This is a genomic window from Sphingobacterium detergens (assembly GCF_003610355.1).
Lineage (GTDB): Bacteria > Bacteroidota > Bacteroidia > Sphingobacteriales > Sphingobacteriaceae > Sphingobacterium > Sphingobacterium detergens.
The window spans coordinates 1-26,154 of sequence record NZ_RAPY01000007.1; the positions used below are offsets into that span (position 1 = coordinate 1).

24 protein-coding genes are annotated in these 26,154 nt (G+C 40.2%); 16 read left to right on the forward strand and 8 right to left on the reverse strand.

Annotated elements, in window-relative coordinates; translation table 11 throughout:
• Positions 1-183 precede the first annotated feature (183 nt).
• Positions 184-480 carry a hypothetical protein gene (locus DFQ12_RS24390; RefSeq protein WP_147420470.1) on the forward strand — a complete coding sequence of 99 codons (297 nt, stop codon included), beginning with the start codon at positions 184-186 and terminating at the stop codon, positions 478-480.
• 882 nt (positions 481-1,362) lie between these two features.
• Here the strand turns inward: DFQ12_RS24390 and DFQ12_RS24395 are convergent.
• Positions 1,363-2,535: an acyl-CoA dehydrogenase family protein gene (locus DFQ12_RS24395; RefSeq protein WP_120261657.1), complete on the reverse strand. Its 1,173-nt coding sequence runs from the start codon at positions 2,533-2,535 to the stop codon at positions 1,363-1,365.
• A 130-nt stretch (positions 2,536-2,665) separates the two neighbouring features.
• Between DFQ12_RS24395 and amaB the strand changes: the two genes are divergently transcribed.
• Positions 2,666-4,195: an L-piperidine-6-carboxylate dehydrogenase gene (gene amaB, locus DFQ12_RS24400; RefSeq protein ID WP_120261658.1), complete on the forward strand. Its 1,530-nt coding sequence runs from the start codon at positions 2,666-2,668 to the stop codon at positions 4,193-4,195.
• Positions 4,196-4,214: 19 nt separating this feature from the next.
• Complete coding sequence (gene lat / locus DFQ12_RS24405; RefSeq protein ID WP_120261659.1) at positions 4,215-5,501, forward strand: L-lysine 6-transaminase; 1,287 nt, start codon at positions 4,215-4,217, stop codon at positions 5,499-5,501.
• Between the two features lie 62 nt (positions 5,502-5,563).
• Here lat and DFQ12_RS24410 read toward each other — a convergent pair whose 3' ends face one another.
• The 3 genes from DFQ12_RS24410 to DFQ12_RS24420 form a co-directional block, all read right to left on the reverse strand.
• On the reverse strand, positions 5,564-6,358 hold the full coding sequence (locus DFQ12_RS24410; protein ID WP_120261660.1) for a suppressor of fused domain protein: 795 nt from the start codon (positions 6,356-6,358) through the stop codon (positions 5,564-5,566).
• Positions 6,359-6,405: 47 nt separating this feature from the next.
• Positions 6,406-6,855: an energy transducer TonB gene (locus DFQ12_RS24415; RefSeq protein WP_120261661.1), complete on the reverse strand. Its 450-nt coding sequence runs from the start codon at positions 6,853-6,855 to the stop codon at positions 6,406-6,408.
• Between the two features lie 72 nt (positions 6,856-6,927).
• Positions 6,928-7,911, reverse strand: coding sequence for a hypothetical protein (locus DFQ12_RS24420; RefSeq protein WP_120261662.1), 984 nt, complete (start codon positions 7,909-7,911; stop codon positions 6,928-6,930).
• Positions 7,912-8,064: 153 nt separating this feature from the next.
• Between DFQ12_RS24420 and DFQ12_RS24425 the strand changes: the two genes are divergently transcribed.
• Genes DFQ12_RS24425 through DFQ12_RS24440 form a run of 4 tightly spaced genes read left to right on the forward strand, consistent with a single transcriptional unit; the run spans position 8,065 to position 10,240 of the window.
• Complete coding sequence (locus DFQ12_RS24425; protein WP_120261913.1) at positions 8,065-8,571, forward strand: GbsR/MarR family transcriptional regulator; 507 nt, start codon at positions 8,065-8,067, stop codon at positions 8,569-8,571.
• 4 nt (positions 8,572-8,575) lie between these two features.
• Positions 8,576-8,938, forward strand: coding sequence for a hypothetical protein (locus tag DFQ12_RS24430; protein WP_120261663.1), 363 nt, complete (start codon positions 8,576-8,578; stop codon positions 8,936-8,938).
• Positions 8,939-8,942: 4 nt separating this feature from the next.
• Complete coding sequence (locus tag DFQ12_RS24435; RefSeq protein ID WP_120261664.1) at positions 8,943-9,323, forward strand: hypothetical protein; 381 nt, start codon at positions 8,943-8,945, stop codon at positions 9,321-9,323.
• A 26-nt stretch (positions 9,324-9,349) separates the two neighbouring features.
• On the forward strand, positions 9,350-10,240 hold the full coding sequence (locus DFQ12_RS24440; RefSeq protein ID WP_244211841.1) for a TIGR01777 family oxidoreductase: 891 nt from the start codon (positions 9,350-9,352) through the stop codon (positions 10,238-10,240).
• Positions 10,241-10,278: 38 nt separating this feature from the next.
• Here DFQ12_RS24440 and DFQ12_RS24445 read toward each other — a convergent pair whose 3' ends face one another.
• On the reverse strand, positions 10,279-12,390 hold the full coding sequence (locus DFQ12_RS24445; protein ID WP_120261666.1) for a type IA DNA topoisomerase: 2,112 nt from the start codon (positions 12,388-12,390) through the stop codon (positions 10,279-10,281).
• Between the two features lie 170 nt (positions 12,391-12,560).
• Positions 12,561-13,919: a deoxyguanosinetriphosphate triphosphohydrolase gene (locus DFQ12_RS24450; protein WP_120261667.1), complete on the reverse strand. Its 1,359-nt coding sequence runs from the start codon at positions 13,917-13,919 to the stop codon at positions 12,561-12,563.
• Positions 13,920-14,058: 139 nt separating this feature from the next.
• On the opposite strand from DFQ12_RS24450, the gene DFQ12_RS24455 reads away from it, so the two are divergent.
• Positions 14,059-15,117 carry an aldose epimerase family protein gene (locus tag DFQ12_RS24455; protein WP_120261668.1) on the forward strand — a complete coding sequence of 353 codons (1,059 nt, stop codon included), beginning with the start codon at positions 14,059-14,061 and terminating at the stop codon, positions 15,115-15,117.
• 113 nt (positions 15,118-15,230) lie between these two features.
• Here the strand turns inward: DFQ12_RS24455 and argH are convergent, their stop codons facing one another.
• On the reverse strand, positions 15,231-16,562 hold the full coding sequence (gene argH / locus DFQ12_RS24460; protein WP_120261669.1) for an argininosuccinate lyase: 1,332 nt from the start codon (positions 16,560-16,562) through the stop codon (positions 15,231-15,233).
• 799 nt (positions 16,563-17,361) lie between these two features.
• Here argH and rbfA point away from each other — a divergent pair.
• From rbfA to DFQ12_RS24480, 4 genes are read left to right on the forward strand one after another with little or no spacing between them, the layout of a single operon-like run.
• Positions 17,362-17,736, forward strand: coding sequence for a 30S ribosome-binding factor RbfA (gene rbfA / locus DFQ12_RS24465; protein ID WP_120261670.1), 375 nt, complete (start codon positions 17,362-17,364; stop codon positions 17,734-17,736).
• 30 nt (positions 17,737-17,766) lie between these two features.
• Positions 17,767-18,423 (forward strand): leucyl/phenylalanyl-tRNA--protein transferase, encoded by a 657-nt coding sequence (aat, locus tag DFQ12_RS24470; protein ID WP_120261671.1) that lies wholly within the window; start codon positions 17,767-17,769, stop codon positions 18,421-18,423.
• Positions 18,407-19,495 carry an aminotransferase class V-fold PLP-dependent enzyme gene (locus DFQ12_RS24475; protein WP_120261672.1) on the forward strand — a complete coding sequence of 363 codons (1,089 nt, stop codon included), beginning with the start codon at positions 18,407-18,409 and terminating at the stop codon, positions 19,493-19,495. The genes aat and DFQ12_RS24475 overlap by 17 nt, the downstream gene beginning before the upstream one ends.
• A gap of 2 nt (positions 19,496-19,497) precedes the next feature.
• Positions 19,498-20,148: a hypothetical protein gene (locus DFQ12_RS24480; RefSeq protein ID WP_120261673.1), complete on the forward strand. Its 651-nt coding sequence runs from the start codon at positions 19,498-19,500 to the stop codon at positions 20,146-20,148.
• A 35-nt stretch (positions 20,149-20,183) separates the two neighbouring features.
• Here the strand turns inward: DFQ12_RS24480 and DFQ12_RS24485 are convergent, their stop codons facing one another.
• Positions 20,184-20,522 (reverse strand): hypothetical protein, encoded by a 339-nt coding sequence (locus DFQ12_RS24485; protein WP_244211842.1) that lies wholly within the window; start codon positions 20,520-20,522, stop codon positions 20,184-20,186.
• Positions 20,523-20,798: 276 nt separating this feature from the next.
• On the opposite strand from DFQ12_RS24485, the gene DFQ12_RS24490 reads away from it, so the two are divergent.
• From DFQ12_RS24490 to hemB, 4 genes are all read left to right on the forward strand, one after another.
• Entirely contained in the window at positions 20,799-21,641 is an 843-nt protein-coding gene (locus DFQ12_RS24490; protein WP_120261675.1) for a flagellar basal body-associated FliL family protein, read from the forward strand.
• Positions 21,642-21,860: 219 nt separating this feature from the next.
• Positions 21,861-23,102, forward strand: coding sequence for a glutamyl-tRNA reductase (gene hemA, locus DFQ12_RS24495; protein ID WP_120261676.1), 1,242 nt, complete (start codon positions 21,861-21,863; stop codon positions 23,100-23,102).
• 244 nt (positions 23,103-23,346) lie between these two features.
• Positions 23,347-24,933 carry a hydroxymethylbilane synthase gene (gene hemC, locus DFQ12_RS24500; RefSeq protein WP_120261677.1) on the forward strand — a complete coding sequence of 529 codons (1,587 nt, stop codon included), beginning with the start codon at positions 23,347-23,349 and terminating at the stop codon, positions 24,931-24,933.
• A 99-nt stretch (positions 24,934-25,032) separates the two neighbouring features.
• Positions 25,033-26,001, forward strand: coding sequence for a porphobilinogen synthase (hemB, locus tag DFQ12_RS24505; protein WP_120261678.1), 969 nt, complete (start codon positions 25,033-25,035; stop codon positions 25,999-26,001).
• Positions 26,002-26,154: the final 153 nt, after the last annotated feature.

Genomic DNA, 26,154 nt, shown 5'->3' on the forward strand with positions numbered 1-26,154 from the left:
CTCTTCTTTCGAAGTAACCGTCCCTCCCTTGCGGAGTGGTGCAAAGATAGGGAGTTTACTAACAAACTTCCAAGCCTTTTGTTCTTATTTATTTCATTTTGCCGCTAACTCGCTGTGAACTTGGTCGATTCTTTTTGTAAAACAGGATCCCCAGGGGGCTCCGGAGGACAAAAAAGGACGGTTATGGCCAGATCGGACGCAGGGAAACAGCGCCGAGACTGTGGAAACGCTGTGGAAAGGCGGCGCAAGGGGATGGTGGAACCGCAGCGGATACACAGTGGAAAGGTCGGGAAATGCAGTGGAAAGGTTGCAGCAGGGTCAGCTATACGCAATGGCGGCCCAAAGGACGACTGGTTCGCCCGTTCTCCGGGGGTTGCCCATACCTTCTTCGCCCTTCCTTCGGCCTCCACCTATCGTTTACCTATCGTTTCTCTATCCATTCCCTATCGTTTGGATAGGTGGACGATAGGGAACGGATAGAGAATATATAGAGAATTTCCGAACAAAGGGCGAAGCGCGGCCGAACGAGACCCGAAGCGCGGCCGAAAAAGGCCAAGTACGCGCGGATCGGCCGCAGTAAGGTCGCGACAAGGCCGAATAGAGTTACCAAACAGCTGCTCCCCGATGGGGATAACTGTTCTTATATTGATCATAAGGTCCCGTATTTTGTAATGGAGCGGGAGTAGAAGTGATCCGGGGATTTCAGAAAAATCCGAACAGTACAGAAAAAGCCTCCTATACAACGGTAGGACAACCGGCAGATTGCTTCCTAACTGTCTCCATAATAAAAGGGATATTACTTAGTATTAACAGGGGGTTAACACCGGTATAACAGGGGTAAATCCCTGTTATACCGGTGTAATATTGGTGTTAAGACTTAAGTATAACTTTTTTAGCTGTGAACCAGGTAGGGAGTAATCCCAGAGATGGGCTGGAGCGGGATCGGAAAAGAGGGCCTAATGACTGACCCCGGAATTCCTGTGGACCTCCGTCGAGACAGCTTTAGCATCTGTCCGTGCTGTGTCCATGATGAGTCCGCCTTAAGTCCACGTCTTAGCATGGAAACAGTATGTTTGCAGTCTGGACTTACAGCGCTAAAATCTGCACTCAGACACCTTTAAATCCCGATTCAGGAGTAACCAAAAGCCGAAACGCAGCGCCAAAAAACACTAAACACGTGGACTAACTCGCCGGAAACGCAGTTTTTTTGAAACAAAAGGATTCAAAAAACCACGGATCAAAAAATATGAATTCAGCAGATTACTTCCCATAAAAAGCAAAATGCGAGCTCCGCCAAAAGTATGCGATCTCCACTAATAGCTTTAAATAGTATCTCAAATAGAATTTAAGATATAAACAGAATTAAGAAGAAAATGCATTGAGCCCTGTGATATCCTGACCAGTAATCAATAAATGGATATCGTGAGTTCCTTCATATGTAATAACAGACTCAAGATTCATCATATGTCGCATAATTGGAAAATCCCCGACAATGCCCATTCCTCCCAAAATCTGCCGGGATTCACGCGCAATCTGCAAAGCCATATGCACATTATTCCGTTTGGCCATCGAAATTTGCTGTGGAGTTGCTTTCCCTTCATTCTTTAAAAGCCCCAAACGCCAAGACAATAACTGTGCCTTCGTAATTTCTGTCAGGAATTCAGCCAATTTTTTCTGTTGCAACTGAAACCCGCCAATTGGTCGGTCAAATTGTTGACGCTCCAGAGCATATTGAACAGCCGTTTCATAACAATCGATCGCCGCTCCTATCACACCCCAAGATATTCCATATCGTGCAGAATTCAAACAAGACAGCGGCCCACGCATCGAGTTTACCTCAGGCAATACATTTTCAGCAGGAATAAAGACATCATGAAAAACCAGCTCGCCAGTTTTAGAAGCTCGTAAAGACCACTTATGTAATGTTTCCGGTGTTTCAAAACCATCCATTCCTCGTTCAACAATTACCCCTCGCACTTTTCCCGCCTCATCGCGTGCCCAAACTACAGCAAGATCACATACTGGTGAATTTGTAATCCACATCTTAGCACCGTTCAATAAAAAACCACCATTACTCGCTGTCAATCGTGTTTCCATCCCTCCGGGATCAGAACCGTGGTTCGGTTCGGTTAAACCAAAAGAGCCCACAAGCTCCCCGGAAGCAAGTCCCGGCAAATATTTACGGCGTTGCTCCTCGCTACCATAGGTATATATCGGATACATCACCAAAGAAGATTGCACCGAAGCCGCAGAACGAACAGCAGAATCACCGGCCTCCAGTTCCTGCATAATCAAACCATAAGAAATCTGATCTAATCCCGCGCCACCATATTCGACTGGAATATAAGGACCTAAAGCACCTATTGCACCAAGTTTGGGCATCAACCCTTCTATGGCCTGATGTGCCTGTGCTGCATCTTCTATGACTGGTTTTATCTCTGACCGAACAAAATCCCGAACAGCACGACGGACAAGCTTGTGCTCCTCCGATAAAAGGTCATCCATTTGAAAATAATCAACATTTATTTGTTTCATAATCGTATAGTCTACATTAGCTTCTCTAAGATAATAAAATATTTTCAAACTGAACAATATTCACACACAACTTGTTTAACAGAATTTTATTCCCTATATTTAACATATTCCACGAATAAAATAAACCATTATGATAAAAAAAGAACTTAAAATACTCGGCATAACATCCCAGAATTTAGGCTCGTCAACAGGCCAAAAGTGGTTTTCTGGTGGTGAGGTATTCGAATCCCTATCTCCTGTAGATGGAAAACTCATTGCAAAAGTGTCCGGTAGCAGCCAGAAGGATTATGAGACAGTCATCGGTGATGCCCAAAACGCGTTCAAAGCATGGCGACTTATCCCCGCTCCCAAGAGGGGAGACATTATCCGTCAACTAGGCGATAAATTACGAGAATTGAAACCGACACTCGGAAAATTAGTATCCTATGAGATGGGGAAATCCTATCAAGAAGGTATGGGGGAAGTACAAGAAATGATTGACATCTGTGACTTCGCGCTGGGGCTATCCCGACAACTCTATGGCAATACCATTCATTCTGAACGTCCCGGCCATCGCATGTATGACCAATATCATCCTTTGGGTGTGGTTGGTATTATTACCGCCTTCAATTTCCCTGTAGCCGTGTGGGCATGGAATACAGCCATCGCTTTGGTTTGCGGAAACACAGTCGTATGGAAACCCAGTGAGAAAACGCCACTATGTGCCATTGCCTGCCAAAAACTATTAGCAGAAATCCTCCATAAAAATGGATTACCTGAAGGTATCTCCAACTTGGTCATGGGCGACAAAGAAGTCGGTGAATGGCTTGCTGCTGACAACCGCATCTCCTTGGTGTCGGCAACAGGATCAACACGAATGGGAAAAGAAGTTGCTGTTACCGTCGCACAACGGCTGGGTAAAACGCTACTGGAACTTGGTGGCAACAATGCGATTATTGTTACCCCAGATGCAGACCTCAATATGACAATCATCGGTGCCGTATTTGGAGCCGTAGGGACAGCAGCACAACGCTGCACTAGCACACGACGACTGATTATCCATGAGAGTATCTACGACAAAGTCAAGAAACAACTGACAAAAGCCTATGGTCAATTAAAAATTGGCGACCCTTTGGATACAAAAAATCATGTAGGACCATTGATTGATAAAGCCGCCGTAAAATCATACCTAAACGCACTAGACAAAATTAAAACACAAGGGGGGAAACTTCTTATTAAAGGAAAAGTACTAGAAGGCAAAGGTTACGAAAGTGGTTGCTATGTACAGCCTGTTATTGCGGAAGTCGAAAATCATTATGAGATCGTGCAACACGAAACTTTCGCTCCCATTCTATATTTAATAAAGTATCAAGGCGACATAGGCAATGCTATCGCCTTGCAAAATGGTGTCAGCCAAGGCCTGTCCTCAGCTGTGATGACAAACAATCTGAGAGAAGCCGAACTATTTCTCAGCGCCGCCGGATCGGATTGTGGCATAGCAAACGTCAATATCGGTACCTCAGGTGCAGAAATCGGTGGGGCATTTGGCGGAGAAAAAGATACCGGAGGTGGTAGAGAATCTGGTTCGGATGCATGGAAAGCATATATGCGTCGTCAGACAAATACCATTAATTACACAACAGACTTACCATTGGCACAAGGTATAAAATTTGATTTATAAACCATTCAGATTCGAAATTATGAGCAACGTACATGAAAGACTAAGTAAACATATATTGGCAGACGGGTTTCCACTGGTCATGGATATGGAAAAATCACACGGCTCTTATGTTGTCGATGAAAATGGGGACGAATACCTGGATATGTTTAGCATGTTTGCCTCTATGGCTGTTGGCTATAACCATCCCCATCTGGTTAAGCATCGTGAGTTTCTAGGCAAAATGGCAGTCAACAAGCCTGCTATATCGGATATCTACCCCAAAGAATTCGCAGATTTTGTGGATACCTTCGACCGTGTGGCAATACCAAAAGAACTCCCCTATGCATTTTTTATTTCTGGTGGAGCATTGGCCGTGGAAAATGCATTGAAAGCAGCCTTTGACTGGAAAACTAGACTTAATTTCGCTCAGGGCATACAAAAAGAAGCGAGTCAGGTCATCCATTTTAAACAGGCTTTTCACGGTAGATCGGGCTATACGCTCTCCCTAACAAATACGCAGGATCCCCGAAAGTATATGTATTTTCCAAAGTTCAATTGGCCACGTATTGTAAACCCCAAATTAACGTATCCATTAACGACAGAAAATATCAGCCAAACAATAAACGTAGAGGAGAAAGCAATCGCAGAGATCAATCAGGCCATCCACGACAACCCCAACGATATTGCCTGCATTATCATTGAACCAATACAGGGCGAGGGTGGAGACAATCATTTTCGGAAAGAATTTTTCCAGCAACTGCGCCAGATCTGCGACAAGAATGAAATTCTCCTGATTTTCGATGAAGTACAAACGGGGCTGGGTATTACCGGAAAAATGTGGGCTTATCAACATTATGATATTATACCAGATGTACTTGCTTTTGGTAAGAAAGCCCAGGTTTGTGGCATATTAGCGAGCAGGGAAAAATTTGATCAAGTGGAACATCATGTGTTCAAAGAATCCAGTCGGATCAACTCCACCTTTGGGGGAGATTTTATAGACATGCTCCGCTTTAAACTAATTCTTGAAGTGATCGAACAGGAAAATCTCTTGGCGAATGCTGCTGAAAAAGGAACTTATCTTAAGAGTAAACTACGGGAAGTTATGAAAGATAGACCGCAACTCAGTAACTTAAGAGGTGAAGGATTATTTGTTGCGCTGGATTTTGATTCTGCAGATTCCCGTAACGAATTTATCAAAAGGGCTTATGCCAATAAATTGATCATGCTGGGCTGTGGTGAAAAAAGTATACGATTCAGACCGCATCTTAATATCAGCAAGGAAGATATTGACAAAACGATCATGATCATCGAAAACAGTCTATAAAAAAAATGCAGTACTATTGGTGACTAATCCACAAATAGTACTGCACTTATTGACCAAGGTCATTATTTTCTACAAACATTTGGACGATCAATGTCCACAAGCTCTGATATTCCATATTCATCAAAAAGATCCAATAAGGCATCTGTTCCTTCTTCCAGTTTGAAATCCATCTCTTCTTTATAAACTGGAATCATTGCATAGAAATTAATGATATTACCATCTTTTGTTTGAAGTTCTAAAAATTCTTCATCAAAGCTCAACATCGGAGGCAATAAGAGCATACAGCCAAAACCGGTATTTGCTATTTCGTCGGCCTCCATCCCATTGGGAATAGTATGGCCATAACCTAACCATGTTTTATACTCATGTGGAAAACGCGCTAACCTTTTCAAAAAGTAGACTGGCCAATAGTTGTTATCATCCTTAAACTCTTCATCCCCTATTTTCCAATCAGCAGGAAGTACCACCATCAACTCGGCACGCTCGTAGGCTTCCTTATCGTCTATTTCCTCTGGAACGTTCATGGGAAGGTCGCTCATACCAGAAGTTACCAGGATATTGTATGGATAATTCGCACTAGGCTTGATCCAGTGTACATCAATATGTACCAATTCGGATATAATTTCGTGAAATACCAGATCTGGTTCAGCGATATATTTTGTCAAATGCTCTTCTATCTCTTCAAGATACACACATTGTACCTCAGGGAATAGATCTTTCGGATCTTTTTCCTCAGGCTGACTTTCATAACGATATATGGTCGAACCTCCAGCAGTAATTTCGACATCTTTCTTTTCAGTGGAAGATTCGTCCTCTCCCCCGCTCATGATTTTTTTGACTTTATCCCAAAATGACATATGAAGTGAATAAATGGTTAATTTCCTAAATTACATTTGTATTTCAATTATTCAATAACAGCGACTACTGGCTGCCGAAATTTTGTTTTGACTGGCTTTCCCTTGACTAAAGCTGGCATCCACTGCGGGGATTTCCGCATTGCCGCCAATACGGCTTTCGCAAATTCAGGGCTCACCTTCTCCCGATTCTCAATTTCAATATTACAAATAGCCCCATCTTCACAAACGATAAAATTAAGAATCGCAGTCTGTTTGGAGCCATATTTTGCATAAGCAACACTATCCATAGCTCCGACAGTTCGTGTCAAATCGAGATTATTCTGTAAAAATCTGGACCAGGCCACCACCCCGCCCTTAAAATAAGGAAAATCATCTACCTTTTGGGCTATACTATCTGCAGGTATGTTACGAACAGCAGCAGTCTGCGCCCGTGAAGTCAAACAAACGATAAAAAGCAGGACTGTCGAAACAGTAATTTTAAATTTTGGTGAATACATACCTGATCCTATCCATAATCATACCATTTTAACGCGTATTTGGAGCAACTTATTACTTTATTTTCTTCAGATTCAATTTATAGGCATATCAACATCCGTGATAAAAGCTCCTTGATCATCCAGTAAAAAGCTAATTGGTTGTTCTGGATTTTTAATAATTTCGAACAAGGTCAAACCCCAAGGTTTCCAGAAATTTTCCAGTACCTGACCGTAGGTCTTATTCTGCCAATGATCGAATATAGGCTTCATAGACATATCCGCTAACGGCATAGGTTCAACATATACTTTCTGAGGTGTATTTAAATAGGTGTAATCCGGCAGGCGGTTAAAAAGGTAAGCAGAGTAGAAATAGCGCGCACACAACTCTTCAAACTGTATGGGGTGAAGCTTTTTGCCTGCAATCGTCTTCAATATGTCTTCATGATAGATATTGTTTGTTGCATTATCCTGAAGGCAGGCAATAACCGCAAAATCTTTCATTCGAATAGAAAAAATCAAGGTATTTATTTCATCACGATACATAAAAGTATCAGGCGCATTTTCTACTGGCACTACAACAAGGGAAAATGGGAAAGTATTTTCAAATTCCATCGGAACGACCAACGACTGCAACATGGCGTGCAAGTTGGTAAAACGCTGTGCCAGCGCCTGCGAAAAGTTCATATCCTCACCTGAGGCTTTCTGCTGGCGGATTCCAGCAAGAATTTCGTTATAGACAACGCCATAGATGATTTTTGTCATCCATTGAAAAAGTAGCAAAGGATCTAATTGGCTGACCGCTTCGTAGCCCTGCTCAAATGATTGCTCAACGGCACGTTCCATTTGTTCTATTGCTTCAGCTGTATCAATCGAACATGGAAGCTTGAGTGACTTATAAGTCACTAGATTCTCATCCAACATTTTGAAAGGCTTATCTTCCAATTGAAAAGATTTCATCATCCAAACAGGAAAGACCTGGATGCTCTCCTCCTCAGACTGAAGTTTATTGCCTGTTAAAAAACAAATAGCTGGATCAAACTGAAATTGTTTGAATGGATTATACAAAGTTGTTGCCATAATGCCAGCAAAGTTAATACAAATCAAAAAGGACACAAGAAAAGGAAAACCTTATTACGATATGGTGACTTGTTTATTGAATTTATTTTATTTTCAGAAATTTTTGAAAATTCAAAAACTATATATAAATTTGAGTAAGAAATAAAAATGAAGATGGAATTACAAGAAGCAAAACAGCAATTTATAGATACTTGGGGAGCGTTGGGTTCCGAATGGGGGATCAACAAATCCGTTGCTCAGGTACATGCATTACTCCTTTCTGCGAGCAACCCCATGTCTACAGACGAAATCATGGAGAAGCTGGTTATCTCCAGAGGTAATGCCAACATGAGTATCCGTCAATTGGTCGATTATGGTATTGTTTACAAAAAACATATTGCAGGAGACCGAAAGGAATATTTCGTTGCGGAGAAAGACGTATTAAAATGGGCGATGAAAATTGCTGTTATGCGCAAGCAAAAAGAACTTGATCCTGTCATGGATATTCTCAGAGAAATCAGCAAAAATACCGAGAAAGATAAAACGCCAGAAGGCAAGGAGTTTCATAAGACGGTAAAAGATATCCAGGTATTAACAGATCAACTCGAAACCATCGCAAACAAACTATTCAATACCAGCGGCGGGGATCTGTTACTAAAATTGATCAAACTAATGATGTAATCTTATGAACTTTAATATCCTTTCTTACGCGATATATGGCTTGCTAACCTGCTACATTATCCTTTGGGTAGGTCGCTTGTTTCACAAAAATGGTCGGATTTTTATTCTTTCGTTGTTTAAGAACAACATTGCTCTAACTGACACGACAAACAATCTATTGCTTATGGGATATTATTTGCTCAATATTGGTTATGCCGTCATTCAATTCAGTTACTGGAAACAAATCCAAACATTTGAGGATCTGATCAGCAGTATTGCATTAAAAACAGGAACATTATTATTTGTACTTGTCTGCATGCATTACTCTAATATGCTTGGCATCTATTTCTTCGCTAAAAAGACAAATTCATTCACTATTAAATCATAATATCATGGGAAATTTAACAGTTATCGGGTATTTTATTTATCTACCCATTGCAATTGCACTGACCTATTATGTTGCGTATGTGCTTTTCAAAAATAGTATCGTGTACATGAATGATATTTTTGCGGGGCGACCGGAAGTCGCCAACGCGACAAACAATCTTTTCCGGATTGGTTTCTACCTCATGAACCTGGGATTTGCTTTGTATATCCTTGAGATCAGCTTATATGAACCGAGTGTACAGGAACTCATTGAGCGGCTCAGTTATAAAATCGGTGGATTCAGCATTTATTTAGGTGTCATGCTTTTTCTGAATATGTTCCTATTCTTCCGGGGCAAAAGAATCGCAAAACAAAGAAGAAATATGCCAGCAACAATTAACGAGTAAAACAGATCTCTAAAAATGGTATTATCATGCCTAAAATAGTTATTGCAGGTGGAACAGGTTTTGTCGGACAATATCTTTCCAAAAGATTCCAAAAAATGGGATATCAGGTGATCCTCGTTGGCAGACAGAAAGGAAATATACCCTGGACCGATACGGATGGTATTTCAGCCGCACTTGAACATGCTGAAATGTTGATCAACCTCGCGGGCAAGTCCGTCAATTGTCGATACAATGCCAGCAACAAAGCACAAATATTTTCTTCAAGAACAGAGACGACAAGTATTTTAGGTAAGGCCATTGAAAATTGCAGCCATCCTCCTATTCTTTGGTTAAATGCAAGCACCGCAACAATCTACCGTCATGCAGTCGATCGACCAATGACTGAAAGTAGCGGTGAGATCGGAACGGGATTTTCTGTCGAGGTCGCAAAGAAATGGGAGAAGACATTTTTCGATTTCCACTTACCCCATACCAGACAGGTGGCTCTTCGGATGGCTATTGTCCTAGGCGCTGATGGTGGTGTTATACAACCTTTTAAAAATCTTGTTCGCTTCGGTTTAGGTGGAATACAAGGTAACGGTGATCAATATTTTAGCTGGATACATATTGAAGATCTATTCCAGATTATCTTATTTATACAAAAACATCATGAAATAGATGGCATCATAAATTGTGCTGCCCCCAATCCGATTACGAATAAAACCTTTATGGGGACTTTTCGAAGCGTCATGCATCGAAAAATTGGTCTCCCCTCACCGAAATGGTTGTTGGAAATAGGTGCTTTGTTGATCGGGACGGAAACTGAACTTTTATTGAAAAGTCGTTGGGTAATACCAGAAAGATTAACGGAACTTAGTTTTACATTTCAATTTCCAACGATTGGAAAGGCTTTAGACGATATTCTAATCCTGAAATAAACAGCTACGATATTAGCAACAACGTGGGATAGGCCGACCTATCCCACGTTAACTTTAAAGTTTTCGAATACCAGCGGAGCATTTACAATAGCGCCCTCACTGTTTTTAACTCCTTTAAACTCCGAGGTCTTCCCTTTTTCCAAAAGATTCTTCATCTCTTTTTCTTCCAGAAAAATACCGTTCAATGTTCGCCAGATCTTAAAATCACAACCGCGGGCATAGTGATCACATTGTGCCACCCGATCATAGAGAAGGATTAAGCCTTTCTCACATTTAGGGCATTTGATTTTCCCCTTTTGTTGTGGTTTGACTTCCTCTTGCGCCAATGAAATTCGCAGTGTCAATAATTCTTTGGTAATTTTCGCCGTGTAGTCCTTTATATGTTTCATAAAAACATCATAAGAAACCTTATTGGCCCGCATTTCCTCCAGCTTTTGCTCCCATTTTCCAGTCAATGTTACCTTCGCAATCGAACGATCTTTAACTAGGTTATACACAGCCAGTCCTTTTTCAGTCGGAATCAGTTTTTTCTTATCCCGTTTGATATAGTCGCGCTGAAAAAGTGTCTCTATCGTGGCCGCACGGGTAGCTGGTGTTCCCAAACCGCAGTCTTTCATCGCCTGACGCATTTCATCGTCTTCAATTTCTTTACCGGATGTTTCCATCGCTTTTAAGAGGGAAGCTTCGGTATGAATCGGACGTGCCTTGGTAAAACGCTCAGCAAGTTCCAAGGTCAATATTTGCAGTAATTCCTCAGCCAGTAATTTAGGTAACTGCGCATTCTCATTGTCTTGGTCATCGTTGTTCTTATCTTCATCTGGAGCCTCTATCTGTTCGGCAGAAAGACGCCAGCCGTATTGTTTGATGACCGTCCCTTTTGCGATCAGCTCGACACCTTGCGCATCTATCGTAACTGTGGTGATATCCTTGATACAGACTTCCGAGAAACTCTCGACCATACGCTTAGCAATCATGTTGTAAATATTTTGCTGTTCTTTCAACATGTGGCCGGGCTTTTCATCAGTAACCAACAGCGCATGGTGATCGGTTACCTTTTTGTCATCAACAGAACGCTTATTTAACTTTGCCCCGATTAAATTCTTGGCAATGGATGCAATAGATTCCTCTGCATGATCCGAGAGATGCTGAAAAAGCGCTTCGATCTGTTCGAAAACATCCTCACCGATGTAACGGGATCCTGTACGGGGATAGGTAATAACCTTTTTCTCGTAAAGCGTCTGCGCAATACTCAGGGTTTGGTCAGCTGAGTAACCATATTTTTTGTTCGCATCCTGTTGCAGGGAGGTTAAGTCAAACAATAAAGGGGGTTGTTCCTTTGTCTCTTTGGCCTCTACTTTTGCAACACGCGCATTTGTTCCAACAGTCAATCGAGCGATTGTCTGTTCGGCAACATCTTTTTTATCTATTTTATTTGAAGTGGCTTTAAAGCTGATATTATCTTTCTCAAAGCCTGCCTGGATTTTATAAAATGCCTGCGGCTTAAAATCTTTATTTTCGAGGTATCGCGAGCAGATCATCGCCAAAGTAGGCGTCTGTACTCTTCCCAAAGAAAGAAGTCCTTTGTTGCCTGCAGCCAAAGTGATTGCCTGTGTGGCATTGATCCCGATCAACCAATCCGATTCTGATCTCGATCGGGCAGACATATATAAACTATCGTATTCAGTACCCTCTTTTAAATTTGCGAAACCTTCTTTGATGGCCTTATCCGTCTGACTTGAAATCCAGAGCCGTTTAAATGGCACCTTTGAACCCAAGAAGTAATAGATATTACGAAAGATAAGCTCACCTTCCCGTCCGGCATCCGTCGCTACAATAATTTCTTCGGCCTGTTCTAATAGTGACTTTATCGTATTGAGCTGTTTGACCGCACCGGTATCATCCATTTGCTTTCCATCCCGTTTGACTTTCTTCGATTCCAGTTTAAAATTTGCAGGGATTATTGGAAGATTGGAAATCGTCCAGCTATTATAACCGTAAGCCTGAGGCGTACACAATTGAACCAAATGACCAAAAGCATAGGTAAAAGCATAGCCATTTCCGGCGATATAGCCATCTTTGACTTCCTTCGCTCCCATCACACGGGCCAGATCACGAGCCACGGAGGGCTTTTCAGCTATTACAACCTTCATTTTAGCGTATTGAAATTTGAATATTGAGATTTGAGACGCTACCTATACAAGCCTATGGCTTATCAAGCATTTTCATTTTTACTTTTGACAAGACAACTTACAAAAGTAAGCATGATCTTAACAAATCGACAACCAGGAACACTAGTTAACAAACTATATTGTTCGCAAACCTATTCGATACTCGGAATTGTTATTCCTTTAATCTTACGATAGAGTTCGATGGCATATACATCGGTCATTCCAGAAACAAAATCCAGCACACAACGGATTTTGGAATAGGAGTCCTGTTTGTCTGTATAAAACTGCTCCGGAATCAAAGCAACTAATTTCTTGTCGTAATTATTTTTGTTCTTTTTGAGGTATGCCGGTACAAACTCTTTCAACAGGGCATCCATAACACGATAGCCTGCAATCTCAATCTGGACTACCGTTGGCGCATTATAGATCTTCGCTATAGAAATTTTCGAGATCTTATTCATTTGCTTTACAATACTGTCATCCAGTGCATCCATCAATGCGGATGAAAAAGTTCCAGATAAAAACTGTTCTTGCTCACGAACAAATACATCGACACAACCTTTGATCAGGGTGTTAATTGCCTTAGCCCGTAAAAGCGCCACACGACTCGGTGTATCAAGCAAACCGTCCAATCGGTCACGAAGATTTTCGGAACCACATAATGGCAACAAAAGTTCTTCTACTTCTTGGTAGGATAATATTTTTAAATGATGCGCATCCTCCAGATCAATGATATTATAACAGATATCGTCGGCCGCTTCGACAAGATACACCAAGGGATGTCTCAAATAACCCTTGGGATTGGAAGGATCTCTTAGTAACCCTAACTCGCCCGCAATTTTCTCAAAAGCTTTTTGCTCCTCTGTAAAAAAACCATACTTTTTGCGATGATGGCTTTTTTTGACATGCCCATCAATAGCTAAACACGGATATTTCACAATAGATGCCAATGAGGTATAGGTCAAGGCAAATCCTTTTGGATCTTTTCCCTGAAAAGCGTGAGTCAAAATCCGCAGGGCATTGGCATTACCTTCAAAATGGGTCAGATCTGCCCATTCTTCTGCTGTTACCTGTTCCTGATATTTCCGTCCATCACCATCGGTGAAGTACGTAGATATCGCAGACTCCCCTGAGTGTCCAAATGCAGGGTTCCCCAAATCATGAGAGAGACAAGCCGCTGAGATAATATTTCCAACCTCTTGTAGGAACGGATATTCGGTATCTATATTTGGGTTTTCTTCCTTTACCTGTGCATAGAACATACGGCCGAGTGAACGACCTACACTCGCTACTTCCAAGCTATGTGTCAGCCTATTGTGTACAAACACAGCCCCTGGAAGCGGAAAAACCTGAGTTTTATTCTGTAATCTTCGAAATGGGGAAGAAAAAATCAACCGATCATAATCCCGTTGAAATTCCGATCGAGCCACAAGGTAGCTATCAGCTGTTCTATCTTCATACCCCCAGCGTTTTGCAGAAAGCAAATCTTTCCAGTTCATTTTTTCAGACATAGCGCAAATATACCATTTCTCCAATAATTGGTTTGAACCAAATCTCAAAATGACAAATTTTACAGGCAGCTGTTACCGAGGTCATTTTTATACAGGTTATATTCTGTATCTTTAACTTTCAATACCAATAGGAACAATCATGACTAAATATCAATCACTTATTCCAAAATATTTTGAAGGCATTATAGAGGGAAAAAACACCCATTTACTTTTATTAAAAAATGAGGGTGGTATGCAGGTGCTCTTAACGGATTATGGCGCGCGCATTGTCAGTATCTTAGTCCCCGACAACAAAGGTAATCTGGTTGATGTAGCCCTAGGCTTTGATTCAATACAGGGTTACCTGGAATCAGACGAAAAATACCATGGCTGTACTGCTGGCCGTTTTGCAAACCGTATTGCAAATGGCAAATTTGAAATTAATGGGAATCAGTATACACTTCCTCAAAATAATGGGATCAATTGTTTGCATGGCGGTATCTCAGGCTTCCACGATAAAGTTTGGGATCGCAGAGTGACCTACCAATCCCATGTAGAATTTTACTATGTTTCCAAAGATGGTGAAGAAGGCTTCCCTGGGAATATAAAAGTAATGGTTTCTTATACACTAACCAGAAACAACGAAATCGTCATCAAATACCACGCGCAATCAGATGCTGACACACATGTTAATTTAACAAATCACACTTATTTCAATCTTGATGGGGAAGGAAGTGGAGATGTATTGCAACAGGTGCTTCAAATAAATTCAGATGAGGTGCTATTTGTTGATGAAAATCAAATACCCAACGCGATCGTACCCGTTGAAGGCACTCCTTTTGACTTTAGAACCCCAAAAAAGATTGCGCAGGATATCACAGAAAATGATGAGCAGCTCATCTCGGCCAAAGGCTACGATCATTGTTATGTCAATAATAAACCAATCTCGCAGCCCTGTGCAACGGTCTATTCAAAAAACACAGGAATACAGCTAGATGTATTCACTACCGAGCCAGGCGTGCAACTTTATACAGGGAATTGGATGACAGGAAACGACATCGGTAAAAGAGGAAATAAATATTTACCCTATGCGGGATTTTGTCTGGAAACGCAACATTTCCCCGACAGCCCCAATCAAGGGGAATTTCCTTCAACCTTGTTAAAAGCCGGAGCGCAATTTGATTCAGAAACGCACTTCAAGTTTTCAATAAAGAAATAACAGGAAAGGGCCAAATTCTTAAAGAATTTGGCCCTTTCTCATTGTATTTAAGAGCATAGTCCACTCAGCAAACATGCATCAATTTCATTCGTAGACTCAAGGACACAACGCCCCTATTTCACCAATTCTTCTAGGGCCTTTTCTACTTTTTCGAATTCGAAAGTCGCTTTCACCTGCTGAAACATGCGCTGAATCTGATCATTACATAGATTCCCGATACTACCTTCATGTGTATGATTTACTTCTTTCGATGGTTTGAAACGTCCCTCATCAATATCAATACCAATAGTCCGATACGCTTCGCGGAAAGGCACACCTTTGAGCACCTCATTGTTTACAACCTCTACCGAGAATAGATAATCGTATTTGGGATCATCAAGAATATTGTCTTTTACAGAAATATTTGCCAACATAAACGTAGCTATTTCAAGACATTCATTAAGTGACTTAAATGCTGGGAATAGATTTTCTTTCAACAGCTGGAGATCCCTGTGATAACCTGAAGGAAGGTTCGTTGTCATCAAAGCGATTTCATTCGGTAAGGCCTGAATTTTATTACAACGGGACCTAATCAGCTCAAATACATCAGGGTTCTTTTTATGTGGCATTATACTGGACCCCGTTGTCAAATGTGCCGGAAAGGATATAAAACCAAAATTTTGATTGATATATAAGCAGACATCCATCGCAAATTTAGCTAGGGTTGCTGCAATAGAACTCATCCCCTGTGCCAGAATACGCTCGGTCTTTCCTCTCCCCATCTGTGCATAAACCACATTATAATTCAAATCTTCAAAGCCCAATAACTGAGTTGTCATCGTTCTATTTAGTGGAAAAGATGAACCATAGCCAGCGGCAGATCCCAGTGGGTTCTTATTACAGACCTTCCAGGCCGCTTTCATCATTTCGAGGTCATCCACTAAACTTTCTGCATAGGCGCCAAACCACAAACCAAAGGATGAAGGCATCGCAATTTGAAGATGTGTATACCCCGGAATCAAAATATGCTTATAACGCTCACTAAGCTGAATCAATTCATTGAAAAAAGACTCCGTATTCTGAATAATATTTTGGATTTCGGAACGGAAGTATAATTTCAGATCTACGAGTACCTGATCATTGCGGGATCGACCCGAATGAATTTTCTTTCCTGCTTCACCGATACGCTGTGTAAGCAACATCTCCACCTGTGAATGTACATCTTCTACAGAATCTTCAATCTGAAAATCTCCAGCTAAAATTTCTTTATAGATATTTTTCAATTCCTGCTGTACCACAACAAGATCTTCATCAGTCATGAGGTTGATACTATTCAACATACGTGTATGCGCCAAAGAGCCCAATACGTCCGCTGCTGCAAGTTGTAGGTCCATTACACGGTCATTACCTACAGTAAATGATTCCACAAATGAATCAACATCTATATTTTTTTGCCAGATTTTCATTAATATATTTTGTTTTATGATAACGAAATTATGATGAGCCAATTATTCATTTCGGTTTAGCTGCTGATCATAGCCCATAATAATTTCCTCAGAATATTTATTTGTATGTCATTACATCCCCGCGTTAAAGACATTTATATGCCTTACAGCGATATTTTCTTTTATCCATCACCCGATCATATGCTATATCCGATTTGTTTTTTGCGTATGAAACAATCATAAGGATCATGATACTATCTGCTGTTCTAAACGATCGATTTGATTACGGATATGTATATATATTATTAACTTGACAAAAATACCAATTGCAAATGGTTATATCAATGCCAAGCTGTTTTAGGTTCAACATTATTCATGGAAAGGGTAAAAAGTAGAATTTTTGACGTAGGAAAAACCCTGTTACAAAAAAAAACAAATGTTAAAAGTTTGTTAAATGGCGATAAACACATTTTATAAGTAACCACTCACTTTATTTTTAAAACTTATTTTGTCAGTTTTTTAAGTATTCCTATGTTTGTAGTGTAAGGGAGATGAAAAAATAAAAGCCGGTAAGGTTAGTAAATACTTACCACTTTAAATACACCGAATTTTAGAACCAAATATGATAGACCCCAACGTCTTAAAACTTGTAAGAAATTACCTAACCAATTGTGAATCGAAATTTAAAGGCACGTCAAACCAAGATGTGCCTTTTTTCTTATTCATACCACTGGAGTTAGTCAACATGTAGCATATATTCTTGCCTAAAATACTTATCTTTGTGTATCATATTGAGAATATTCAACATAAAACGTATACGATGGGAACAGAAAGCAAGAGACAGCAACGTTTTGCTGGGGTCATTCAACAGGATTTAGCAGCATTATTTCAACGCGATGGCAAGGCATGGGCTCCAGGGGCATTCATTACGGTTACACGTGTTCGAGTTACTCCTGATCTAGCTATCGCACGTGTTTATTTAAGCTTTCTAAACACAAAGACTGCACAGGAAGATATTAAAGCTATCCGTACCAAAACATCTGAGATACGCTATAAGTTGGGATCAAAAATTAAAAACCAGGTAAAAATTGTCCCTCAATTGGACTTTTTCCTTGATGACACCAATGAGTATGTGGAGCATATGGACAAATTATTTGAAGAAATAAGTAAAGAGCCACGCCAACCAGAAGAATAATGTACCTTAAACTGGCTGATCTAAGAATCAATGATATTTGAACTGGATAGCAAAAAGCTGGATTTTCCACATCCGAGCTACGCCGAAAAAGATGGTCTATTGGCCATCGGAGGTGACCTTTCGGCTGAACGGCTATTATTAGCTTATAGCAATGGTATTTTTCCTTGGTTTAGTGATGATAGCCCAATATTATGGTATGCACCTGATCCACGCTTCGTCATTTATCCATCCAAGATAAAGATCAGTAAAAGTATGGCTTCCTGTATACGGAAGAATACATTTTCGATCTCCATAGACCAAAACTTCGATGAAGTCATCAAGTCCTGTTCTTCGATCAATAGAAAGGATCAAGATGGAACATGGATCACAGAAGACATGATCAGGGCCTATACAGCCCTATATACCATGGGCTACGCCCATTCTGTTGAAGTGTCGCAAGAAGGCGTACTTGTAGGCGGGCTTTATGGCGTTCTGATCAATGGTGTATTTTGTGGTGAAAGCATGTTTTCCAAAGTACCAAATGCATCCAAAGTGGCATTGATCTATCTCGCACAGGAAATAGACCTACAATTGATTGACTGCCAATTCCATACAGCCCATTTGGAGAGCATGGGTGGTGAATACCTTCCCTTATCAGATTATTTAGCAATACTAACAAAAGACCTAAGATATGAACAGTCCCTATAGCAAACATTTCGATATCGACACAGCGATAACTTACTTGACTACACCTGGCTCAGGTCTACTTTCACGTGAAACAAAGCAATGGCGTGCGCAACGGGATCAAGAATTCCATGATTCAAACACAACACTTCGTGAACAACAGGGAGCTGCATTGGATTCCTGCCGAAATACACTCGGACAATTCTTCAATTGTCCGGGAAACAACGTGTTTCTGTCAAGCTGCTTTTCTTTTGCATTCAACGCATTATTAGCGGGTCTACCTAAACATTATAAGGTCCTACTTTTAAACAATGATTATCCGTCGGTAAATTTCCCGACAATAATCACGGGGTTTGAGCATAGCTTCGTCACTATGGACGAGCAGCTTGAGGCTAATATATTGGATGCCATAGCTACTTTTAAACCAGATGTGCTTATTCTATCCATTGTTCAGTATATCTCTGGCTTAAAAATAGACCTCTCTTTTATACAGGAATTAAAACATCAGCATCCTGAATTGCTAATTATTGGCGATGGCACACAATTTTTAGGAACCGATTTATTTGATTTTAATACGTCAGGCTTCGACGCCGTGTTAAGTAGCGGATATAAATGGCTTATGGCTGGATTCGGAAATGGTTTTATTCTGTTAAACGATCGGCTTAAAGAAATCCTCTATGCTGACGTACAGAAAAACTACAGTTATCTCAACAATCAATGGATGAATAAATCTGTCGTTCAACTTTGTTTTGAACCGGGGCATTTGGACACTTTAGCTCATGGAACCCTACAACGGTCTCTGATGCAGTTTCAACAATGGGGTTATGCTGAAACAGTTTCATACACACAAGATCTAGTGGCGCAAGCGCGAGTTGAACTGGCCAATAGAGGGCTACTCCTGGATAGCATTATCAATAGACGTCCACAAAGCAATATCTTCAATATACAGATTAACCCAAACAATTTTCAACTCCTGATGGATGAGGGTATAAAATGTTTTCCTCGCGGCACTGGTATCCGTGTTGGATTCCACCTCTACAATGACCATGCAGATCTTGAAAAACTATTACATATTATAGATACAAAAACAAATTAAACATGAAATTTAGAATAGGCGATTTAGTCAGGTTTGTGGATGAACCCATTGAAGGCCACATCACCTCCATGCAAGCCAACAATATTGTAGGAGTAACAGATGAAACTGGGTTCGAAATTCCTGTTCCTATGGACAAGATAACCCTCGTTTTTGGAAATATGCGGCGAGCGGATGACGAGCTTGATCAGCATGCCACGCCATTGACCCCAAACCGGTTTATAGAAAAAGGGATTTTACTGGCCATTTCCGGCGATCACAAAGATGGATTAGCCAAGTTACATATCATCAATGAGACAAGTTATGAACTCCTTGTATCGGTTTCCGAAGCTACAGCAAATAAAGTGAAAGGACTTTTTAGCAATAAAATACCACCACATGATTCCATTCAGTTCTATACAGGAAACTTTGCCAATGTGGGAAAATGGCCGACATTCCGTTTTCAAATCATTAGACATAGCAGCAGTTTGCAGGAACTGACTAATCCGATCAATAAGGAACAGCGTGTCCGTCCAGTGGACCTGACCAATCCAAAGGTGCTTCATGAAATTCTGGATGCAAAAATCTGGTCTTATGAATTGGACAAAATCGAAGAGGATTTAGGACTAGATAAACTAAAGACGCATTTTATACCGCATCGTCCAAACAAAAAATAAGCTAGATAAATTATCTAGCTTATTTTTTTAATACCTTACTCATTTGTTGCCCCGATCTTCTTTGTACTCAACAACAGCAGCAGGATCCCAATTAAATAGACTATCCAGCCCCAACGCATATGGAGTGATTTGGAAAGCAGTTTGTCCGCAAAACCCCAATCAAAATAGTTGTTGATTTTAAACCATACTGCAGAAACACTTAATAGATACCAACATGCTGCCAACCTGGTCATCCATTGATAGGCGCGTACTGCACGGACAAAAAATAACAATGCTGTTATTCCCAAAATCAGCATAGTGATAAAAAATAAATAGGCGTCCACCTGATAAAGGTTCCAGTTACCTTTTATAGGAACTTTTAAAAATGGAGTCATACTGGACAAAAAACAAATGATAAGTCCAACAATGGCAAAATACTTCCTAATGATGACCATGGTTCAAATTACTTTAAAATTGATACGAATATAAGTTGAATATTGCCACTTATATAACTTGTCTTCAATTTTCTGAAAAATTAATCTATTTTTAAAACGAAATTCTCGTACAGAATTCCGAACAAGGAGCAATACTTCAAAAGATAACAGTAAAGCGAACAATTGAAAGGAATTCGTACCTAAAAGTTTATTTTAAATTTAAGCCAGATATCGAAGATGAAAAGAGCGTTTGAAGAAACTGCAACGGAGCAGGCACCGCAGCCAAAATCAAAGAAAAATAGATATATCATTATCGGAATTGTCTTGCTATTGGCCATACTTGCCGGCGGAGGATATTATAATTTTGTCCTGCGGCAAGACCTTGATGCCATAGCTGTAGATACTGCAGCAACAGCCGTGGACGGATTTGAGAATGCAGATCCAAAAGATCTCGAAGAAGCTGATGGCTGGAGCTCCATTGATGACTACGCCCATTGGAACAATGCCATCTTTACAATCCCTGAGTATGACAATATTCCATTACGTTACCGCAGAGGTATTACAAAGATCTTTATGGGGAATAGCTACCTGGAACCTTCCGGAGATAAACCTATCTATAAATTTACGCGTATAAAGGATCGTGCAAAGTCGGTATTCTGTTACGGTAATTTTACTGATCGTCATGACGCAGATAATTGGAACAAAGAAATGGCATTTCTTGTGGAAAAAAATGACTATCAAAGCAGTGCGATCTGGATTATATCAGCAAAAGGAGATATCTTATTCTGGAAAGAATATTCCAGTGAACTTCCCTTGATCAATAGTTTTAAAAAAGGGCAGAAGATTTTTATGGATGAGATGAAATTAGTGCCCGCTCCAGCCGATGGAATTATTGTTAAAAACAAAAGTTCTAAATATGCCTTAATTTACAATAAAGGAACAAAAACTTTCGATACCTATTATCAGTATAGTGACAGTGAAATTAAAGAAGCAACCACTGCTGAAGAGGCCCCTTATATGGAGGAATTGGAAGACATAACGATAGACTCAGCACAAACAAATACAGGTAATAGTGAATAGTTTAATACCTTCGATAGACCGAAATTTTTATCACGCATCAACGTGATGAAAATCATCTAATCGAAAAATAAAATATAACAAACTGAAATACAATACATTAACAATAAAAAACATCTATTTAAAATCTTTCTAAATTAATCCCTTTGACAGATTTTTGACACAAGCACAAAGCATTTAAGCTACATTTGTACCGTTAAATATAAGCGAGGGATTAGAGCTTTGAAAAATCTTAAAGTATTAGCGTTTACTCATAAACATGTCGAATTAAAAGATCTAGGTAATCTAGTGATCTGCAATGAGGATTTAGAAAGTCGCCTCATTAGCTTAAAACACAGCCTAGATATTCCGGAGATCTTTTACATTGGTACTTGTAACCGGGTAGAGTTTGTATTTTATGGAGCTCACGAATTGACCAATGAATTTATTGCGGAGTTTATGGGAAAATTGAACTTCTGTGTTCCGCAAGAGCGACTTCAATGTTATTTGGGTCAGGTCAACAAATATGAAGGAATGGATGCCTTACATCATTTACTTCGTATGTCCTGCTCGCTTGAAAGCTTGGTTGTTGGAGAAAAAGAAATCTTAGCGCAGGTACGTAGAGCTTATGACCGTTGTAGAGAAGCCGGTTTTACGGGTGATTTCCTTCGTCTAATGATGGACAGATTGGTAAAGACAGCAAAAGAAGTTTATACCTATACTAAAATTTCCAGAAACCCAATTTCTGTTGTCTCCCTTGCCTACCGTAAACTACGTGAATTAAAGTTGGTTGAAAACCCGAGGATCGTCATTATCGGATCAGGGGAAACAAACCAAAACTTAGCGAAATATTTCCAAAAAAATCAAAAAGCCAAATTTGTCGTTTTTAACCGCACGCTTGAAAATGCAAAAGCATTAGCTGAGGAGTTAAACGCTGAGGCTTATCCGCTTGCTAGCATTGGCGAATACAAAGAAGGTTTTGATATTCTGATTACATGTACCGGTGCACCAACATCAATTATTGATAATACGTTGTACCAATCACTATTAAATGGTGAAACCGACAAGAAAATTATCATTGATTTAGCTGTTCCAAATGATATTGATACCGAAGTAATCAAAAATAACCCAATTCATTACATCGAAGTCAGCAGCCTGCAAGCTATTGCGGAGAAAAATATCCAAGAACGTTATAACGAATTGGACAGTGCAGAAAAAATCATTCAAGACAATATCCAGGAATTCTTACCACTGATCAAACAGCGTCGCGTAGAGGTCGCCATGCGTGAAGTTCCTGAAAAGATTAAAGAAATCAAATCATTTGCTTTAAACGAGGTCTTTGCACAAGAAGTACAGGCATTGACACCTGAAGCAAGAGAAGTATTGGAAAAAGTCATCAACTATATGGAAAAGAAATACATCAAAGTTCCAATGGTAATGGCGAAAGAGATTTTGGTTAAAACACCTGAGACCGAGAAAAACTAATTGCAATCATATCGTTGCAATCATTTCCTGACAAAATATACTTGCTACTTTCTTACATGCGACCAACACTGCTGTTCGTATGCCGTTTCCTTTTTGTCATAACCCTACCGTTATTCTAATTTTCGGTTTATCAATCATTTCCTTTTAGATAATGACAGTAACGTGTCAACATATTCCACCTATTTATTTATTTTTGCTTCGATAAATGGTATTAAACACATTTTAATAGGTAAAGTAAAATAACGTGAATAGAAAACTAATTATTGGCACCCGGGGAAGTGTTCTTGCAATGTGGCAGGCAAATTTTGTGAAAGACCGACTACAGGAAATCGGTATCGAAGCAGAGTTAAAAGTCATCAAAACTCAAGGTGATATTATTCAGCACCTCCGTCTGGATAAATTGGAAGGTAAAGGATTTTTCACCAAAGAACTTGAGGAGGAACTTTTGAATGGGACCATTGATTTAGCTGTACACTCACACAAAGATTTACCTACAATCAATCCGCCGGGATTGATTATTGCGGCTGTTTCTGAACGGGAGGACCCTTCCGAATTATTGATTATCCACAAGGATTGTGTAGATATCAAGAAGCGTCTATCTCTAAAACATAACGCAACTGTCGGGACATCTTCCAACCGTAGAAAAGCACAAATATCGGCTTTACGTCCAGACTTGGAATTCGACGATCTGAGAGGTAACCTCCAAACGAGAATGCAGAAGCTGCGGGACGAGCAATACGATGCGATTGTACTGGCAAAAGCCGGTATCAGCCGTATCGAAATGGATATCACAGACTTTCATGTCGAAGAAATTCCACCGGTAGAAATTATCCCTGCTCCAGCACAAGGTGTCTTAGCTATTCAGATCCGTGAAGTCGATAAAGAACTCTTTGCTGCATTGCAACCATTAAATAACAATGAGGTCGCTAAAACCATTGCAGTAGAACGATTGGTATTGAACAAATTTGACGCTGGATGTCATGCACCACTCGGATGTTATTGCCGCAAAAGTGGTGATGAATATGAAGCTTGGGCTTCCATTGCCGATACAAGTGAAGACTTTCCTGACCGTGTATACTTGAGAGATACTGATCCAACCCGATTGGCTGAACGTATTTTCAGCAAGTATGCAAAAGATCGTAAGTTGCCGCAATCTGTCTTTATTTCCAGGGAGGTAGACGAAAATTCCTACTTCGCTCGTGCAATGGCCAAACATAATATCACGATCGAAGGCCGTTCATTGATCAAAATATTTCCGATCATCAATAAGTTGGATCCTTTTATCTTAAAACATGTCGATTGGATCATATTTTCAAGTAAGAACGGGATTGAGCATTTCTTCAATCTGGAGCCGCGGTTAAGTAAAAAGACCAAAATTGGCGTTATCGGCCGTGGTTCGGAAGAAATATTACGTAAGTACGATCGCGTAGCGGATTTTTCCGGTGACAGCGAGGGTATTAATATGGATGAAATCGCCAAGAAATTTGCCGAATTGGCAAATGGAGGAACGGTACTTATCCCGCGTGCAAAGGAATCGCTTGAGACTATTCAGAAAGCATTAAGTCCAGAAACTAAAATCATTAATATCCCAGTCTATGAGACTGTATTGGAAGAGGACGTCGATCCATCCAATGCAGAAGTACTGGTATTTACAAGCCCTAGTAATGTAGAAGCTTATTTTGCGGACAATCTTTTAGAACCGGGACAAAAAGTCATCTGCATCGGTCGTTCGACCGGAGCCAAGTTTGATGAGATGAATGTTCCTTATACACTTCCCTATTCACCAGACGAGATCGGTCTCTCAGAGGCTGTTTTTGGCTTAGAATATTAAATAGTATTGCGCAATTAGTATTGAGTAGTTGGCAAACGCATTTACTGCCTTTGCAATTGAACAACACTGGATCACTAGATAATAAATAAATTAAATATAATGTTACAACGTCCGAGAAGAAATCGTAAATCTGCCGTGATTCGCGACATGATTCAAGAGACACGTTTAGACGCGTCGAATTTGATTTTTCCACTTTTTATTGTAGATGGCCAAAATCAAAAAACCGAGGTTAAATCTATGCCGGGTATCTACCGCTATTCAATAGATAATTTATTGAAAGAAGTGGAAAGCTGCCTCAAATTAGGCTTACGTTCATTTGACCTATTTCCCAATATCGAAGAATCATTGAAGGACAAATATGCGACGGAGAGTTACCGCGATGGAAGTTTGTATTTACGCGCCATTGCAGCGGTAAAGAAAAATTTCCCTGAAGCCTGTATTGTTACCGATGTAGCGATGGATCCTTACAGCAGCGATGGTCATGATGGAATTGTCGAAAATGGCGAGATCCTAAACGACGAAACATTGGAAGTATTGGGCAAGATGGCACTCGCACATGCGCAGTCCGGTGCAGATATTATCGCACCATCAGATATGATGGACGGACGTATCGGGTATATTCGTGAGCTATTGGACCATAATGGTTTCACAAACGTGTCTCTAATGTCGTATACAGCGAAGTATGCATCAGCATATTATGGTCCTTTCAGAGATGCTTTGGGTTCTGCTCCTAAACACGGGGATAAGAAAACGTATCAGATGAACCCTGCAAATGCGAAGGAAGCACTTATCGAGGCCCAGTTAGACGCGCAAGAAGGTGCTGATTTTCTAATGGTTAAACCAGGGCTTCCATATTTAGATATTGTGAAGCTTCTCGCTGATAATTTTGATCTCCCAATCGCGGTGTATAATGTCAGTGGTGAATATGCTATGTTAAAAGCCGCCATTCAAAATGGTTGGCTGGATGAACGCGTGATCTTGGAAACGTTATTAAGTTTCAGACGTGCGGGCGCAACAGCAATTTTATCCTACCACGCCAAAGAAGTTCTGGAAAAAGGTTTTATTTAGGCAAATAAGATCAGGTTTTCGCGCTAAAAACAGCGAATTGCTCAAAGACAAAAGTAAATATTAAAAAGGCTCGAAATTAAGTTTTCGAACCTTTTTTGGTCAAATAAACTCAACAAACAAGAAATACTATTGCGAAAAAAAGAGGATACCCCA

Bases quoted from the DNA above. Each gene is read 5' to 3' on its own strand.
- DFQ12_RS24410 (WP_120261660.1), bottom strand. From the start codon at position 6,358: ATGTCATTTTGGGATAAAGTCAAAAAAATCATGAGCGGGGGAGAGGAC.
- DFQ12_RS24445 (WP_120261666.1), bottom strand. From the start codon at position 12,390: ATGAAGGTTGTAATAGCTGAAAAGCCCTCCGTGGCTCGTGATCTGGCC.
- DFQ12_RS24490 (WP_120261675.1), top strand. From the start codon at position 20,799: ATGAAAAGAGCGTTTGAAGAAACTGCAACGGAGCAGGCACCGCAGCCA.
- argH (WP_120261669.1), bottom strand. From the start codon at position 16,562: ATGAAAATCTGGCAAAAAAATATAGATGTTGATTCATTTGTGGAATCA.
- DFQ12_RS24420 (WP_120261662.1), bottom strand. From the start codon at position 7,911: ATGGCAACAACTTTGTATAATCCATTCAAACAATTTCAGTTTGATCCA.
- DFQ12_RS24440 (WP_244211841.1), top strand. From the start codon at position 9,350: ATGCCTAAAATAGTTATTGCAGGTGGAACAGGTTTTGTCGGACAATAT.
- DFQ12_RS24430 (WP_120261663.1), top strand. From the start codon at position 8,576: ATGAACTTTAATATCCTTTCTTACGCGATATATGGCTTGCTAACCTGC.
- DFQ12_RS24450 (WP_120261667.1), bottom strand. From the start codon at position 13,919: ATGTCTGAAAAAATGAACTGGAAAGATTTGCTTTCTGCAAAACGCTGG.
- aat (WP_120261671.1), top strand. From the start codon at position 17,767: ATGATATTTGAACTGGATAGCAAAAAGCTGGATTTTCCACATCCGAGC.
- DFQ12_RS24455 (WP_120261668.1), top strand. From the start codon at position 14,059: ATGACTAAATATCAATCACTTATTCCAAAATATTTTGAAGGCATTATA.
- DFQ12_RS24415 (WP_120261661.1), bottom strand. From the start codon at position 6,855: ATGTATTCACCAAAATTTAAAATTACTGTTTCGACAGTCCTGCTTTTT.
- hemB (WP_120261678.1), top strand. From the start codon at position 25,033: ATGTTACAACGTCCGAGAAGAAATCGTAAATCTGCCGTGATTCGCGAC.
- DFQ12_RS24475 (WP_120261672.1), top strand. From the start codon at position 18,407: ATGAACAGTCCCTATAGCAAACATTTCGATATCGACACAGCGATAACT.
- amaB (WP_120261658.1), top strand. From the start codon at position 2,666: ATGATAAAAAAAGAACTTAAAATACTCGGCATAACATCCCAGAATTTA.
- DFQ12_RS24435 (WP_120261664.1), top strand. From the start codon at position 8,943: ATGGGAAATTTAACAGTTATCGGGTATTTTATTTATCTACCCATTGCA.
- DFQ12_RS24480 (WP_120261673.1), top strand. From the start codon at position 19,498: ATGAAATTTAGAATAGGCGATTTAGTCAGGTTTGTGGATGAACCCATT.
- lat (WP_120261659.1), top strand. From the start codon at position 4,215: ATGAGCAACGTACATGAAAGACTAAGTAAACATATATTGGCAGACGGG.
- DFQ12_RS24395 (WP_120261657.1), bottom strand. From the start codon at position 2,535: ATGAAACAAATAAATGTTGATTATTTTCAAATGGATGACCTTTTATCG.
- DFQ12_RS24390 (WP_147420470.1), top strand. From the start codon at position 184: ATGGCCAGATCGGACGCAGGGAAACAGCGCCGAGACTGTGGAAACGCT.
- rbfA (WP_120261670.1), top strand. From the start codon at position 17,362: ATGGGAACAGAAAGCAAGAGACAGCAACGTTTTGCTGGGGTCATTCAA.
- DFQ12_RS24485 (WP_244211842.1), bottom strand. From the start codon at position 20,522: ATGACTCCATTTTTAAAAGTTCCTATAAAAGGTAACTGGAACCTTTAT.
- DFQ12_RS24425 (WP_120261913.1), top strand. From the start codon at position 8,065: ATGGAATTACAAGAAGCAAAACAGCAATTTATAGATACTTGGGGAGCG.